General features: G+C 40.2%; 12 protein-coding genes. 5 read left to right on the forward strand and 7 right to left on the reverse strand.

The window, feature by feature from the left end:
* Positions 1-68 precede the first annotated feature (68 nt).
* Positions 69-1,127, reverse strand: coding sequence for a FecR family protein (locus tag ACGE0T_RS17040; RefSeq protein WP_459187776.1), 1,059 nt, complete (start codon positions 1,125-1,127; stop codon positions 69-71).
* A 700-nt stretch (positions 1,128-1,827) separates the two neighbouring features.
* On the opposite strand from ACGE0T_RS17040, the gene ACGE0T_RS17045 reads away from it, so the two are divergent.
* The 5 genes from ACGE0T_RS17045 to ACGE0T_RS17065 all read left to right on the forward strand — a co-directional run bounded on the left by ACGE0T_RS17045 (position 1,828) and on the right by ACGE0T_RS17065 (position 8,453).
* A complete protein-coding gene (locus ACGE0T_RS17045; protein WP_459190501.1) occupies positions 1,828-2,379 on the forward strand; it encodes an RNA polymerase sigma-70 factor in 552 nt (183 codons plus the stop codon).
* Between the two features lie 101 nt (positions 2,380-2,480).
* A complete protein-coding gene (locus ACGE0T_RS17050) occupies positions 2,481-5,276 on the forward strand; it encodes an outer membrane beta-barrel protein (protein ID WP_459187777.1) in 2,796 nt (931 codons plus the stop codon).
* 186 nt (positions 5,277-5,462) lie between these two features.
* Positions 5,463-7,016 (forward strand): sulfatase family protein, encoded by a 1,554-nt coding sequence (locus ACGE0T_RS17055; RefSeq protein WP_459187778.1) that lies wholly within the window; start codon positions 5,463-5,465, stop codon positions 7,014-7,016.
* A 134-nt stretch (positions 7,017-7,150) separates the two neighbouring features.
* Complete coding sequence (locus tag ACGE0T_RS17060; RefSeq protein WP_459187779.1) at positions 7,151-7,810, forward strand: LysE family translocator; 660 nt, start codon at positions 7,151-7,153, stop codon at positions 7,808-7,810.
* Between the two features lies 1 nt (position 7,811).
* Positions 7,812-8,453, forward strand: a complete 642-nt coding sequence (locus ACGE0T_RS17065; RefSeq protein ID WP_459187780.1) for a carbohydrate-binding family 9-like protein — start codon at positions 7,812-7,814, stop codon at positions 8,451-8,453.
* Between the two features lie 151 nt (positions 8,454-8,604).
* Here ACGE0T_RS17065 and ACGE0T_RS17070 read toward each other — a convergent pair whose 3' ends face one another.
* The 6 genes from ACGE0T_RS17070 to ACGE0T_RS17095 form a co-directional block, all read right to left on the reverse strand.
* Positions 8,605-9,654, reverse strand: a complete 1,050-nt coding sequence (locus tag ACGE0T_RS17070; RefSeq protein WP_459190502.1) for a glycoside hydrolase family 43 protein — start codon at positions 9,652-9,654, stop codon at positions 8,605-8,607.
* Positions 9,655-9,736: 82 nt separating this feature from the next.
* Positions 9,737-12,265: a glutaminase domain-containing protein gene (locus tag ACGE0T_RS17075; RefSeq protein WP_459187781.1), complete on the reverse strand. Its 2,529-nt coding sequence runs from the start codon at positions 12,263-12,265 to the stop codon at positions 9,737-9,739.
* Between the two features lie 103 nt (positions 12,266-12,368).
* Positions 12,369-12,977: a response regulator transcription factor gene (locus ACGE0T_RS17080; protein ID WP_459187782.1), complete on the reverse strand. Its 609-nt coding sequence runs from the start codon at positions 12,975-12,977 to the stop codon at positions 12,369-12,371.
* A 4-nt stretch (positions 12,978-12,981) separates the two neighbouring features.
* Positions 12,982-13,674, reverse strand: coding sequence for a hemerythrin domain-containing protein (locus tag ACGE0T_RS17085; RefSeq protein ID WP_459187783.1), 693 nt, complete (start codon positions 13,672-13,674; stop codon positions 12,982-12,984).
* A 172-nt stretch (positions 13,675-13,846) separates the two neighbouring features.
* Positions 13,847-15,703, reverse strand: coding sequence for a hypothetical protein (locus tag ACGE0T_RS17090; protein ID WP_459187784.1), 1,857 nt, complete (start codon positions 15,701-15,703; stop codon positions 13,847-13,849).
* A gap of 12 nt (positions 15,704-15,715) precedes the next feature.
* Positions 15,716-16,975 (reverse strand): coiled-coil domain-containing protein, encoded by a 1,260-nt coding sequence (locus ACGE0T_RS17095; protein ID WP_459187785.1) that lies wholly within the window; start codon positions 16,973-16,975, stop codon positions 15,716-15,718.
* Positions 16,976-17,221: the final 246 nt, after the last annotated feature.

Consider the following 17,221-nt stretch of genomic DNA (forward strand, 5'->3'; position numbering starts at 1 on the left):
ATAGGGTCTGTCATTGTTCCCTTATTCCATAGGCATCGCATTAACGTTAAACATCAAAAACATCCTTTCTATTTTTTCTTTCTCAGAATTACAACCGTATGTTGTATTCCCTCACTATCATCCCGAGTGGTCTGCTTGATAGCATAATCTATTTGAGATGATATTTTCAAATATTCAAGCACCTGGTTCAACTGCTTATTTTCGAAAACACCGGTAAAACAATAGGTATTGATAACCGAGTCTTCTATTTCAAACCTGACGTTATAGAAATAGGACAATTTTTTCAGCACTTCAGGCAAAGGCAAATCCTTAAACATCAAACGTCCGTTCACCCAATCCGTTTCGTATACGGTATTCACATTACTTATGGAGATACGCCCTGTTTTTAAATCACAGACCGCCTTTTCCGAAGGGACAAGCTTTTCTTTTATCCGGATTCCCCGGTTAGTATTCATTTCCAGACTAACAGAACCATTTACCAGTGTTGTCTGTATGATATCATCATTTTCATAAGCTTGCAGATTAAATTCGGTACCTAAAACCCTCACTTGCATTTTATCTTCGGATACACTGACAATAAATGGTTTCTCCGGATTATGTGCAACCTTAAAATAGCCTTCTCCAATCAGCGTAACCCTTCTTTCATCTTTGTCATATGGCAAAGGATATGACAACGTACTTCCCGAATTTAAATAAACAACTGATCCATCCGGCAAATCAAAGCTTGTCCGCATCCCCATGTTTGCACGGACTGTTATAAACTGTTGGTTGGGAATTGAAGATTGTTGCATCCGGAATGCAATTGCCGTAGACAATATCAGAACACCTAAAAAACAAGCAGCGGCAATAGATATACGATATAGCCCGATTCTTCTGTTCGATTTTGTGATTCGCTTCTGTACTTTCCGGTAAGCGGTCAAAGTATCTCTCGAAAGTATCCGCTCTTGTGTTTGAAATGCATAATAAAGGTCTGCAATCTGCAACAAAGTTCTTTCATTCTCTTTATCAGTCAAAAGCCACTTTTCCACCTGGCATTTCTCTTCTTCCGATACGCTACCTTTTATGTACTTGAAAAGTAAAGATGTATCCGGTTCCATTTCTATCATATGTCTATCTTCCTGTCTCATTCTATATATAAGACAAACCCAGGCAAACCATACCCTAAACGAAAGATGTTTTATTTTAGAAAAAATTTCAGTTAACATTAAACAAACTCCCAGCCATTTAGAAATTCAAGTATTCTTTTCACATTTTATGCCTTTCACATAAAAAAACGACTCGAAGATTTCTTAGATTCTATCTTATGATTTATTATTTTGATAATTATAATAATTAAAAACCATATCTATAAAAAGAAAGAAAAACAGCTATTAAAACATATTTAAATCGTAATCAAAAGTAATATTCAAAGGGTAGTTTTCTGAAAAACATCAGGTCGATTAAAAGAAAGATGGGCATGAAAAAAATATTAAACCGGTATCTACAGGCTTTCCGGTAGATGTCCTCGTCTTGGAAATAAAAAAATGTAACTTTTTATACAAGAAAAATAATTACGCCTCCCATATTTCCCCTTATTCCACCGTTTTTATGTGAGTTTTCTTTATCTTTGTCCTAAAGACTAAAACAACGTAGAAGCGTTTAGACATTATCTCGGTTCTCGATATCTGGTAAATATCCCACCCCCCAAGATACTAGCTTGGATGCCTGTGCCTTTATAGGCGTGGGATGTTCGGATTTATTATGCCGATTGGTTTACCAAAGCCAGAGAATCTAATAAATCTAACATTTCTCACGTTATTTTGGCTTACCAAACAAGGGGGAAAGGGCATGGATGACAATCATTTAGTAACTCTACTACAGCAGGGAGATAATATAGCTTATAAACAACTGTTTATTAAATATTATTCCCCCCTCTGCGAATATGCATCCCAATATATATCAGATGAAGATTCTGAAGAATTAATACAAGACTTAATGCTTTTTCTATGGGAAACAAGAGAAAACCTGGTGATTGAGACATCATTGAAATCATATCTTTTTATCTCAGCCAAACATCGCTGCCTGAATGCTATCAAGAAAAAACAATATCATGAACGTATTCATAACCAAATCTATGAAAAAATTAAAGACCAGTTTGAAGACCCAGATTATTATTTTATCAATGAATTAACAGAAAATATACAGAAAGCGATTGAAAACCTGCCGGAAACCTATCGGGAAACATTTTCTTTAAGTCGTTTCGGAGAATGTACAAACGCACAAATTGCAGAAAAACTCGGCGTATCTATAAAAACCGTAGAATACCGAATCTCGCAGGCTTTAAGGATTCTGCGCCATGTTCTCCATGACTATTTACCATTACTGACAGGCATTCTGTAATTTGTTAATAAATTAAAATCAGGCCAACCCTTATTAAACTTCCCTCCTGTTTTTGCGTCTATCTTGTCAAGCTTAATATCGGATAAGTTAATACAAAAGTTATGAAATCGGGAAGATATTTTTTAATTCTGTTTTTAATTCTACTGGCTACATCCACATACGCACAGCAGGGAAAGGTTGACATTACAGGGACAATTGTTGAGGAAGGAACCGGCGACCCAATCGAACAGGCAACTATACGATTACTGAATGTGAAAGACAGTTCTATGGTTGGCGGCGTAGCCAGTGCCCGAAACGGAGATTTTATACTAAAGAATATAAAGACCGGAAGCTATTTATTGCACGTATCTTTTGTCGGTTTCGATCCGCTATACCAGCCACTTCGTATTACCGGAAAAAATAATCCTGTTAAATTAGGCAAACTTGCCTTAGCCGATGGAAGTATCCAGTTAGGAGAAGCTGTCGTGATAGGCAAAGCCCCGGAAGTAGTGGTCCGGAACGACACGATGGAGTATAATGCCGATTCTTATAAAGTTGCCGAAGGTTCCATGTTGGAAGACCTTCTGAAAAAAATGCCCGGTGTGGAAGTCAGCAGCGAAGGAAAAGTAACAGTCAATGGAAAAGAAATCAAAAAGGTATTGATAGACGGGAAAGAGTTTTTCTCCGACGACCCGAAAGTCGCGTCTAAAAACCTGCCCTCCAAGATGATTGAGAAAGTACAGGTTCTCGATAAAAAGAGTGATATGGCTATCATGACCGGATTCGACGATGGAGAGGAAGAAACCGTAATCAACCTGACCGTAAAACCCGGCATGAAACAAGGATGGTTTGGTAATGCGTTTGCAGGATACGGAAGCAAGGACAGATATGAAGGGAATGCGATGGTAAACCGTTTCATAAATAATGACCAGTTTACGATTATGGGAGGGCTTAACAACACCAACAATATGGGATTCTCCGACCTGGCTTCCACCATGTTCTCCGGTATGGGAGGCGGTGGCCGTAGAGGTTTCGGACGGGGAGCAGGAAATGGTATCACCTCTTCCGGAAATGCAGGCGCAAACTTCAGTAAAGAATTTAATTCCAAAATGACAATCGGAGGTAATGCACGTTATTCACACTCCGATAATGAAGCAATCAGCAAAAGCAACCAGCAAAATATTTTAACGGGTGACAGCAGTACATATTATAATGAAAGAAATTATAGTAATACAACCAATAATAATATCGGGGCAGACCTCCGTATGGAATGGAAACCCGATACATTGACTCAGCTTATCGTCCGTCCGAGCTTCGGATACAGCCAAAGCCGGAATGTTGAAAGTGGAGATTTCGAAACACTTACCCAATACTCGGACACTATAAATAAAGGAAAATCTGACTACTCATCGGAAGGGAGAGGATATAATCTGAACCTGAATGTAGACTTCAGCCGTAAGCTGAACAGCAAGGGACGTGTATTCAGTTTCTCACTCTCCGGAGGATTGAGTGATTCATATAATAACGGAATGAACTATTCGGAAACAGATTATGTACTTCTGAATAAAGACTCCATCATCGACCAGCAATTCCGTTACGACAACAACAGTTATAATTACAGGGCATACCTGTCGTGGGTAGAACCTATCGGGCACAATAACTTTATTCAAGCCACTTATAGTTTCCGGCAGAACAGGCAGGAATCGTTAAAAAAGACATTTGCCTGGTCTGATGAAACCCAAGATTACACAGAGTTGGATACTGCCTATAGCAAAAGCTACCGCAATAATTTTATCAATCAGCGGGTAAGCCTCAGCTTCAAATCACAACGGGCAAAATTCAACTATACGTTAGGATTAAATCTGGACCCTTCATACAGTAGCAGCGAAAATTTCGTAGGAGACAGCATTTTTTCCAAATATTCACGCAGCGTTGTCAACCTCTCCCCTATGGCACAGTTCAATTACCTGTTTGACAAACGCACGAATCTGCGTATCCAATACAGTGGCCGGACCAGCCAGCCCAGCATGACACAACTACAGCCGGTAGCCGATGTGACCGACCCTTTGAATACTGTTATCGGTAATCCGGATTTGAACCCCAAGTATACCAATAATCTATCCATCCGTTTTCAGAAATTTATTCCTGAAAAGCAACGGGCATTCATGATTATGGTAAACGGAAACTATGTAATGAATGATATCGTAAGCTATTCCGAATACGATAAGGAAAGCGGAAAGAAAATCACCACCTATAAAAACGTAAACGGGAATTACGGGGCCAATGCCCGTGTAATGCTCAACACCCCGTTACGCAACAAGAAATTCTCGGTAAATACGATGACAATGGGCTCTTTCAATAACAGCAATGGTTTTATTAACGGAGAAAAGAACACCAACAAGAACATTGTCGTTACAGAACGAGCCGGTATCGATTTTCGTTCCACCTATCTCGATTTAGGAGTAAACGGTAATTTCAGCTATAATGGAACAACAAACTCCCTTCAGGCACAAAATAACCAGAATGTGTTTAATTATGGAGTAGGCGGAAGCACAACTATTTATCTGCCTCTGAACTTTAAGGTTGAAAGCGACATCAATTATTCCACAAACTCCGGATATACCAGTGGCTACCAACAACAAGAAGTATTATGGAACGCCGCCGCTTCTTTTTCTTTCCTGAAAAATAACTCCGGTACTTTACGTTTTAAAATATACGATATCCTGCAACAACGCAGCAACATATCCCGAAGTGTAACGGCGACAAATATCACAGATTCGGAATACAACACGTTAAGCAGTTACTTCATGGTACATTTCATCTATCGTTTCAGCATCTTCAAAGGGGGGGCTACCGCTGCCGATGCGATGGGTGGAGGAAGACGTTTCGGCGGACCAAGAGGAGGAAGACCGTTTTAAGTTGACAGTTGACAAGTGACAGTTGACAGTTAGGCTTCGCACCCGGTATACGAAACGGCTCGGCTGAAAGCCGAAATAACTGTCAACTGTCACTTGTCAACTGTCAACTATTTTACTACCTTTATCGGGCATTTCATTCTCCTGCAACGGAGCATGTTGATAAACAACAAATAACACAATAATATCATGAAATCAAACGTCTTAATTGGTTTAGGTTTCGGGGCATCGCTATTTGTCCCAATTCCGTCCCATGCACAAAAAGGGAAAGAAGTAAAACAACAAACGCCTAATGTCATTTTTATCTATGCCGATGATTTGGGATATGGCGATTTGCAATGCTATGATGGCACCCGTGTTGAAACACCCAATGTTAATAAACTGGCAGCAAATGGAATCCGTTTCCTAAACGCTCATGCAACTGCTGCAACCAGTACCCCGTCACGTTATTCCATGCTCACCGGCGAATATGCCTGGAGACGGCCGGGGACAGATATTGCTGCAGGAAACGCCGGTATGATTATCCGCCCTGAACGTTATACGATTGCGGATATGTTCAAAAACAGCGGATATGTAACCGCAGCCATTGGCAAATGGCATTTGGGATTAGGAGATAAAGACGGAGAACAAGACTGGAATGCCCCGCTCCCAATGGCGCTTGGCGATTTAGGCTTCGACTATTCTTATATTATGGCTGCCACAGCCGACCGTGTACCTTGTGTATTCATTGAAAACGGGAAAGTAGCCAATTACGATCCTTCTGCACCTATTGAGGTCAGTTATGTAGAGCCATTCAAAGGAGAGCCCCTTGGCAAAGACCATCCCGAATTACTGTATAACCTTAAGCATAGTCATGGGCATGATATGGCAATAGTCAACGGTATCGGACGAATCGGGTATATGAAAGGCGGCGGCAAAGCGCTATGGAAAGATGAAAATATTGCAGATTCGATTGTTACTCATGCCATAGACTTCATTAAAAAGAACCAGAACCAACCATTCTTTATGTATTTCGCTACAAACGATGTACATGTACCCCGCTTTCCGCACGAACGTTTCAGAGGCAAGAACCCGATGGGACTAAGAGGCGATGCTATCGTGCAGTTTGACTGGAGCGTGGGGCAGCTTATGGAGGCTTTGGACAAACTCGGCCTTAAAGAAAACACTTTGATTATCCTTTCCAGCGACAACGGTCCGGTTTTGGACGACGGTTACGATGACCATGCTGAAGAATTAGCAGGTGACCACAAACCGGGCGGACCGCTCCGTGGGGGAAAATACAGTGCTTTTGAAGCAGGAACCCGTATCCCTGCCATTGTGAGCTGGCCGAAAGAAGTGAAAAAAGGACAGGTATCCGATGTATTGGTTTCACAAATCGACTGGTTCAAATCGCTCGCCACTTTAGTGGGAGCAACCTTACCTCAAGGAACAGCCCCCGACAGTTACAACCGTTTAGGGAACTGGCTGGGCACAGACCCGACCGACCGTCCCTGGGTAGTAGAACAGGCAAGCGACCATACTTTATCCCTACGGACCAAAGACTGGAAATACATCGAATCCAGCAACGGCCCTAAAATGGTACCCTGGGGACCCAAAATCGAAACAGGCTATCTGAAGTCGCCTCAACTATATGATATGCGGAAAGTTACCGAACAGGAAAATGAAGCGGAAAAACATCCGGAAATCGTATACAAGCTCCAGGAAACACTAAAAGATATCCGTGCTAACCGGATAAAAATGTAGTACATACATATACGATATTGAACACAAAAACAGATGGTCTGAAGCAATTGTTTCAGACCATTTTTTTGTTTTTACATGTTTTTATCGGGAATAGACATTATCTTTGCAAATTACAGTCAGAAAATAAAAGGTTGATGCTGGGATTGATAAGTAAAGGAATTGTTATAGGTATATTGGTGTCCGCACCTATGGGGCCTATAGGTATGTTATGTATACAAAGGACCCTGAACAAAGGACGGTGGCATGGTTTTGTCACAGGTTTGGGTGCCGCCCTTTCAGATGTAATATATGCAGCTCTCACTTGCCTGGGGATGGGGGTTGTGGTCAATTTTGTAGAAGCCAACCAGGCACCTCTCCAATTAATAGGAAGTATCGTTCTTGGCATATTCGGATACTATATTTTTCAAAGCAACCCTGTTAGAGGACTTCGAAAACAAAAAGAAAAAAAGTTATCATTTACACAAGATTTTATTACAGCATTTCTTCTTACCTTTAGCAACGTATTAATTGTATTACTATACATAGGATTATTCGCCCGGTTCGGATTTATATTACCTGAATACTCGGTCTGGATGTTGATAGGCGGTATATTTTTTATCGGGGTAGGAGCCGTGCTTTGGTGGTTCGGCATTACCTATATAGTAGCTAAACTGAAGAAATGGTTTAATGTAAGAGGTATATGGTTGTTAAATAGGATTGTAGGTTCGGTCATCATTGTATTAGCAATTATAGGGGCTTTATCTGTGCTTCTGACCGCTTATTTCCAGCTTCCGTTACTCCAAATCTATAATTAAAATGAAGAAACTTAAAGTACCGTATTTAGGAACATTGGACGTTTTGGACTTATCATCCGTAGGCTACCTGATGGAAGCCAAGGCACGCCGGGAGTCCATTGATGTAGTCAACTGGGAAGAATATCCTTATAAACCCATTGTTGCTTTCGATATTGCAAGAACAGAAGCAAACTTGTACATCCGCTATTTTGTAAAAGGAAATTCGCTCAAAGCTGTATATAGTACAGACGGGTCCCCGGTGTACCAGGATAGTTGTGTGGAATTTTTCATGAAACGTGTCGACGACCACAACTACTACAATTTTGAATTTAACTGTATCGGCACCTGCGATGCCTCCCATCGTCAGTCCCGTGACGTCAAAAAATCCCTGACACCGGATGAGTATGCATCTATTCGCCGCTATTCTTCCCTGGAACGTGCCACATTCACCGAGAGAACAGGTGTTCATTCCTGGGAACTGGTTGTTGCTATTCCTTTTCGTGTGATGGGATTGGATCCTGACAATTTACCGGAAAAGATTCTGGGTAATTTCTATAAATGTGCCGACAATACGGCATTTCCGCATTTTGTCAGTTGGAGTCCGATAGGCCTTCCCGAACCTAATTTCCATTGTCCCGAATATTTCGGAGAAATCTATTTATAATGAGAATATAGAAAAAACGCAATGGGATGACTTAGGATTCACCTCATTGCGTTTTTTCTACATTTTATGATAACAGAGATAGCCACCTACCCCCCTTTCGCAAAACATATATGCTTTGAAAACGAAACACTATACTTAGAAAAACAAGTTATTATTGTGCTGTTGTTGGTCCTTCGACATACAGTTTACCATTCTCGTCAACTCCCATTTTGTCAATGAAAACGACACGTTCTTCACCTGTCTTTTCTGTACGTCCATGATATACACAATACATTTGCTTGCCGTCTTTCGACCAGGTAATACTGTTGTGACCGGTACCTGTAACAATACCTCCCTTCTCCACATTCTTCTCAAGAACCGGATTATCTGCCGATTTGGTAAACGGACCGAGCGGATTCTTTGCCGTAGCATAGCCGACAGCATAATTCTTTCCTCCGAAATAGTTCGCCGAATACATCATATAATATGTATCCCCTTTCTTGAAGGTATAAGGACCTTCTGTCCAGCGGCGGTTCACTTCGCCAGAGGTTACAGAACGGCTTTCCCATTCAGCCTGCTTGTCATCCAATTTTACAGGCGGACGAAGTACCAGGACAGGTTCGCCAATTACTCCTGTCAAATCCGGCTTCACTTCAATCGCATAAATCCAACTTTCTTCTATCTCATCAAACATGCCTGCTTTTCTTGCCTGTTCCGCAATCTCGCTCTCTACCGGATTCTTATAGCAACAACGGGAATAATACATATAGGTATGTCCATTTCCGTCATCAACCAAGTTCCCGTCGATTACCGGATAGCCCGGGTCAAACAAAGGTCCGGAAGAAAGTTCTTTAAAAGGGCCTGTCGGTTTATCGGCAACAGCCACCCCTATACGGAAATTTTCCAATTCATTTGTTGGGTTTTCCTTCCAGTCGGCACTAAACAACATATAGAATTTACCGTTACGTTCGTATACCTCGGGAGCCCAGAAATTGGCTACACCCCACGAACCCTCGATATTACCACGATATACCTGGCCTTCCGGTTTCCAATTCACCAAGTCCGGAGAAGAATAGGCACAAAAGCCGTCGACGGCTCCACCACCGGTTCCATACATATAATATATACCATCAGAAGCCAGTAAGACATAAGGGTCGCCGAACTGAACCGGAAGTGGATTGGAAAAGGTTACCGTTTCTGCTTGTTTGTCCTTGTTCTTCATTACACAAGAGAACAGTGGCAAACTTGCCAGGGCAAGAGCCAGCATGACGGATTTTCCGATTTGTTTCATAAATAGCTAATTTTTAATGTTTATATTTATTTTCAAGCATCTTCATAAAATAACCTCCTACAACAGAACGTGCCTGGAATCCACGCTGGGATGCAGTAGAAGTGAAATGCCAGTCACTCAACGGGACACGTGATGTCGTTACATTGGCATAATCCCATACCGGAAGCATCAGTGCTTCAAAATCAGCCGAAGAACCGGTCAGACAAGCTGTCCACAGAATCCAGTCTGATTTCGTATAGTCTTCACGATTATCCAGAGGTAAACCGTATTTATTCTGTTTTGTCTGATAATAAGCCATTTCCTTTGTAGCTACTTCAGCAGGGAATATATTGAATCCCAGCAAACGGTCCCAAACCAGGTTGTATTTCTGGCTCCATGTTCCCGATTTATCAAATGTCAAACGATAGTGGTCACCATCAGCAGCCATATCCACCCATTTGTTTGCCATTTCTTTTGCTGCATTCAGATAACGTTCTGCTATCTCTTTCTTTCCTAACATGTCTGCCATCTTTCCATAACCGGCAATACCCATAATCGCTTTAATAGAAAGATTTGCATTGTGGGCGAAATGACCGGCAAAGTCGTCTGTACATAACTGGTTTTCCGGGTCTAATCCTTCTTTTAACAAATAATCAGCCCAAACAGTCAGGACATCCCAATGTTTAGCGGCATACTCGGCATTTCCTTCTATTTCGGAAATTGCAGCCGTAAGAATCAACATATTTCCACTTTCTTCTACCGGCATATCGCCACCATAGGTTTGTCCGTTAGCTTTCGGATACGTACCGACATCATGAGCAGCAAACGGTTTAGTCCATTTTCCGCTTTCACTGTAATAGAAAATCGGATTCAACATCCCTTTCAACAACTCCGGATTATAACATAAGAACATAGGTGCAGACGGATAAGTAATATCTACCGTACCAATCGAACCGTTACTGAAGTTTTCTTTTGAAAAGAAAAGAAGCGTACCGTCTTTATCTGTTACAAGCTTATGTGCAGCAATTGCCTGACGATATGCAAGGGCACAAAGTTCGGCATATTTCTTTCCTCCGGCTGCTGTAGCATCCCGCATCAAAGCAGCATCAAAATCGCCACAACGTTTCACTATTTCCGGATATAAACGGGCTCCGTTTTCAAATGCCTGGTAAATATCCACCTGCCCGTCATGTTTCCAATAAGGCATACGGTTATCACCGAAATACTGGATAGAGTAGATATCATCATAACCAACCATCAAATGTCCGGCCACCGTATTTTGAGACACCTTCCCTAAATTATCCGCATATGCCAATACGGTCATTTGTTTTTGCATGTCAGAAGATACATTTTCGGCTTTTCCGGAAACCATGCCGGTTGCCATAAAGTCTTTTTTGGCTGCTGAATATTCATCAATCGCTAATGAAACACGAGGTGATTTTTCAGAGGCAAGATAGAAATATCCCCAGTCTATCCGAATATCATCACCGGTTTTTGCCAATACGGGTTGCTCTTCTGTTCCGGTCTTCAGGTAACACATTCCGTTTTCTTCTATCATTTCAAATGAAACCGGTTGGTCTGTCGAATTTACAGCCCATTGCGGAGTAGCTTCCAGATAGACCTGTACATCGTGTTCTTTTCCATCCAATGCACGAACCTGATAAGTTATATAATTATAAGGAGAAGTCAGAGCTTCCAAATCATCCATCAGGAAAGGAGCCGTAAAAATTAAATCCAATTGCACGCCACCACATTCAAAAGTATAGAATGTTTGTGTTGGCATCACATTTACACGCTTCTGTATGGCACGTTCGTTAAATGAGTTAGGACGTTCCACTTTCTTTACAAGTCCCAAATCCACATAGGCACCTCCTCCATTGTTATGACAATGGGCAGCCAGGACATTTCCTGTCGGTTTTATATTCCTGGCGATTTCATCTGGTATCTCTTTCAGCAAATCATAGTCCAGACCATTTCCTGTAACAGCTATCAAAGCGCCATTCAGATATACTTCAATATTATCATCATGTGAATATTGAAGCACGAGCGATTCTTTTTCCATTCCTTCAGGCCAGTCGAATGTACGGCGGACCCAAATATCATCGGTTTTCCATGGGGTAGAATAATTGGGATTATCCGTTGTTCCGAAGCCGGCTTTCCCTGTTTTCCAGCCTTGGGGATTGAAATCGACTGCCATCCAATCCGCAGCAGGCTGGCTTTCCGTATAAAGTCCTTCCCAAGCCCCAGCGGCAGCAGTTTGTATAATCGGAGATACATCAAAATCTTCCATGCCCATAAAACGATAAGATTTTCCATCTACACGTATTCCTCCAAGGAGAGGGAAATTCTTTCCGGTCCAATGACGAATTGTCTCGTCATTCAACTTATCGGTGAACGACCAGGCACTGGTATACGGGTCGATCGTAACTAATGGTACCGCAGGAGCGCGGAGATTATTTTCTGCTGCAGGAACATACGTTTCAACAGCGTTTTTTGGTGCACAGGCACTAAGTAGAGTAGTTAATACCCCTAAAGCGGCTAACTTACATGTTTTGTTATTCATTTCAACAAAGTTTTTATAATACTATAATTCCATTACACAACGAGTCATGGTCAACACTTAAATAAAGACTAAAGAAAGAGAAAACGGAATTAATATTAAGTCCTCAGGAAGTCTTAATATCACTCAGCTCCACTAACTTATTCACAATAGCATATACGGTTAAACCACTGGCACTATGAATCTGTAGTTTTCTGGCAATATTTCGCCGATGGGTAATAACCGTATGTGTAGAAAGGAATAAACGGTCGGCAATCTCCCGGTTGGTCATGCCCTTCACCACACAAACAACAATCTCTTTTTCACGGGTGCTTAATGTTTGTTGTTCTTCATTATCTCCATTCTCCCCTTCATTTTTCTTATTAAGCAATTCCAGCTTATGTTTGATTTCATCGGGGCTATCGTAAATACTGAATTGTTCGTCATACGACTTAAGCAATGCCTGGTCTGCCACAGAATACACGAATGCCACACATTTCATATCCGGGCATCCGGCTTCTTCCTTAATATGCTCCAAGGCGAAATAGCCCGGCATAGCAGGATTAATAATAAGAATATCCGGATTTACAGCCCGCAATGTCTCCACCAACAAATCCGCAGACATCACTTCTGTCAAATTGAGATGAAAACCGGACAGTTTCTTCAAAATTATTTCCAGCCCACAACGCAAAATGGCGGATGGTTCTGCAATCACTATTTTTAAATGGTTACTCATAACATTACTTCAAAGATTTTTCAAGCGCCAAGATAACCGGAACAAACAAATAATCCTCTACATGGTTATGAGATGCCAAATCCTGTTCTGTTGCAAAAATATCAAACAATACACTATTCAACAAATTGCTTCCGGGACCCGGATAATACTTCAGCAGGATATTCTTCAACTCGGTTATTTTCATTTCTATCTGGTCATGCCGCTTACGGAAAATCGTAATATTATACCTCGCATCCTTCACCCCATCCAATAGTCCGCGTACATAAGGAAATACAGTTTTTTCCTCATAAGACATATGCTTGTTTACCTCTTCCGCGTATTCATCAAAAAAACGGGTGATAACAAAAGCCACATCCTTCGGACATTCTTCTATAGCTTCCACCAGTTTACGGCGGATATGGGGTAAACGGAAATTCAAAAAATAATCATGGGCATTATGCAGGTAGGTAATCAACGATTCAACAGACAATCCTTTATCTATCTCTGATACCGGAACCATACTATCCCCTGTCAGGAAATTCACCACAGTTAAAAAAGTATGAGTGTCCACTCCGTTCAGCCTGCAAACTTCCCCTATATTCTTTTCCCCGAAGCCTAAAGCTATACCGAAACGGCTCATTACAAGCACCATCGGATAGTTTTCGCCTATCAGGTCACTCATTTTATCAGTTTCTTTATATTTTTCTATTTTGTACATAGATTCCGCCTCTCTTTTTCAGGGTTTTGAATCTGTCAAAGATACGACTTTTTTACGACAATACAGGTTGCAGAATAAAATGCCTGCGATATATATAAAAAGGAATCACCGAACAGTTCATAACCAGAACTGCCTGATGATTCCTTCACATATTAAAGAGATGATTCCTTTTTTATGCAATCCAAATATATCCTATACCACGGGCATACACTCCATCAACACGTTTTACCCATATAATCACACCATATAATCCTTGTTCCGGATTTGCTTTCCTAATAGTAAATTTTCTTTTATCCGAACTATCGTAAGAAACAGAAAAGCCTGTAGCTACCGTATTTTTTGCATCAAAGTTGGATGGATAACCACCAAGTATTTTACCATAGGTTGCTTTATCAACATTATAATCCACAGCGTTACCATTGTAATAATCATATTTAAAACCTTTTTCATGTATTAAGCCTGTCCCGTCAAAACCGACTTCTCCATCTAAATCAGGTCTTTTCACATCATAAGCGACCCAAAAAGAAAGGTCTTTTGCCTTAGTTTCATCTGTATCAACAATACTACTCTTTAATTTGAGGACTTCAACTTCTACCTTTTCTATCTTATTTGCAGCAAGAACTGTATTTACATCAGGCTTCAATCCCGCATAGTAAGTGACAGACGTACTTGAAAAAGCTATATTACTACATCCTGAGCCACTATGATCATGTTTTTCTCTAATCAACACACCATCAGTAAGACTAGTAGACGGGTCCACTAACAAATAAAAGCTGGTTACCACGGGAATATTCGATAAATCAAATGCAGGAGATAATACTTTTACTGCGTCTGTTTTATTTGGATTCCACAATATATGTAATCCTGTATAATCCTGCGATATATTATCAAATGCAACAATAAATTCATTAGGAACTTTACTATCAGTTACCCGTTCTATGCTAAAAATCTTCACATCATCAAAATCATCGATCACAGAAGATTTGGTTTGTCCTTTGGTCAAATAGAAAGATGAAGCGACAACACCATCTAACGAGACTCCATTAGCTGTATTTAAAACAATATTAATTGCAGGCTTCTTTGTCGCATTATCCACATAAGTATCACTTACTATTACAATACTTGTGATAAAGTCACGCAGTGCAGGAATTGTAAACGATTCAGTATTACCATTATTAATTATAGTAAACGTATATGCCAAATTATCCTGTTTGAGATTTACTTTACTAAAATTAAGATTTTGAGAATTTGCAACATTGATTGTTTTCTCTTCTCCGTCTTTTCCTTCTTTATATTTAATGATATAATGACCTTTAGCATCTGTTTGGACAGAAGTAATGACCATGTTTTGTTGAAGAGCCAATACCGAACTTTCCAAGGCAGACAATTTACTATTCAACTCTGTCTCAACTCGTTTTGTTTCTGAAGAGGCCTTATCTGCAGTCGCTTTTATTGCAACTATTTCAGTCTCCATGGCTGCACAATCCGATATAACAGAATTCGCCTTTTTCTGGGCATTTTCAATATCTACGGCCAAAGCATCATACTTATTCTTCATGCCTTGTATATCAGAATTTAGCTGTTCTGCCTCTTTACTTAAAGCACCATGCTTTTCTATTGCATCTTGCAAGTCTATCTGGGCTTGAGCCATTTCCACTTCCAATGCGGCTTGCTTTTGTTGCCCGCTCAATATGTCCGCCTGTGCTTTTGCCACCTCTCCCTTCAAGTTTTCGTGTCTTTCAACAGTTTCATCCAAAAGAGTTTGTGTTGCATCAGACTGAGCCTTTAATATCACATAATGTCCCTGTAAGGTCGAAACTTCAGAATTCTGGGCATTTAAACTATCGCGTACCCCTGTTAGATAGGATGCTGAAAAATCAACTAACAAATCGTGAAATTCCTCTGAAGTATAAAGAGCTGCATTATGTTGTTCCAGATTAGAGATCCGTTCATCCAATCTTTTATGACACCCTGTAAATAGTAATACTATTCCCAATAGCATCATAACAAAAGTTTTATTATTATTCATATACCCTTAAAATCAAATGGATGATACTGTAGATAAACTAAATGCAGGAGACAATACTTTAACCTCACCGCTAGTTCCCGGGCTCCATAACAGATGCAAGCCTGAATAATTCTGTGATATATTATCAAAGACTAAAACAAATTCATTAGGAACTTTACTGTCTGTTACCCGCTCTATACTATAAATCTTCACATCAGTAAAATCCTCTATCGCAGTAGATTTTGTTTGTCCCTTAATCAAATGGAAAGATGTCTGTGTCACACCACTCAAAGAAGTCCCGTTCGATGTATTCAAAACGATATTCATAGCCGGTTTATTCGTCACAGCATCTTTATAAGTGCTGCTCACAACAACGATACTTGTGATAAAATCACGTGCTGCCGGAAGAGTAAATGTCTCGGTCTGACCATCATTTGTGATTGTAAAAGTATAAGCCAAATTATCTTTATCAACAAGCTGGACCTTGCTGAAATTGAGATTCTCAGAATTAGCAACGTTTATCGTTTTTTCTTCTGCATCTTTTCCCTCTTTATATTTAATTATATAATTATTCTTTGCATCTGTCTGAACAGATGTGATAACCATATTTTGTTGAAGTGCCAATACAGAGCTTTCCAATGAAGATAATTTGCTATTCAATTCAGTCTCAACTCGTTGAACTTCTTTAAGCGCATTATCTGCAACTTCTTTTATAGCTGCAACTTCAACCTTCAGAGCGTCACATGCTGCTACAGCCGAATCGGCTCTTGTCTGAGCTTGTTTCACCTCATTATCCAGAGTCTCATGCATTTGAACCAGATTTGCTAAATCAGTTTTTGCCTGTTCCACTTCCTCACTTAACTCTCCGTATTTCCGGATTGTTTCCTGTATGTCAGCCTGTGCCTGGACTATTTCAGCTTCCAAAGCTGCTTGTTTCTGTTGTCCTTCCTGTATATCAGCTTGTGCCTTAACGACTTCTGTCTGTAAACTTTCATGTCTTCCAATAGTAGTATTTAAAAGAGTCTGCGTGGCATCTGATTGTTCTTTTAGTACTGAATGTTTTCCATGTAGCACAGAAATGTCGGAACTTTGCGTACTTAAACTATCCCGCACTCCTGCAACATAAGATGCAGAAAATTTTGTCAACAAATTGTGGAAGTCTGCTGAAGTATAATAATCAGCATTGAATTGTTCCAGATCAGATAGCCGTTCATCTAATCTCTTATGACACCCAGTGAACAGCAATACTGCACTAAGAAGTGTCAAAATGAAAGTTGTTTTCTTATTTCTCATATGGTTAAAAAAACATCCCCACCCATCGGATGCAATTAAGAATCGTATTAAGAATGTGGAGTGGTTACAAATAAATTCATCACATTCTTTATTATTACATAAAGTTTATTAGATTATTTATTGATTTAGTTTATTTCATTGAAATATATTCATCTTTGTTACAATAGCTTTTTGTCTTTTACAAACGATCTCCTTATAATGGATCATTGGTTACACAACAACATAATTTTTACTTGGGCTATATTA

The organism is Parabacteroides sp. APC149_11_2_Y6 (assembly GCF_054506995.1).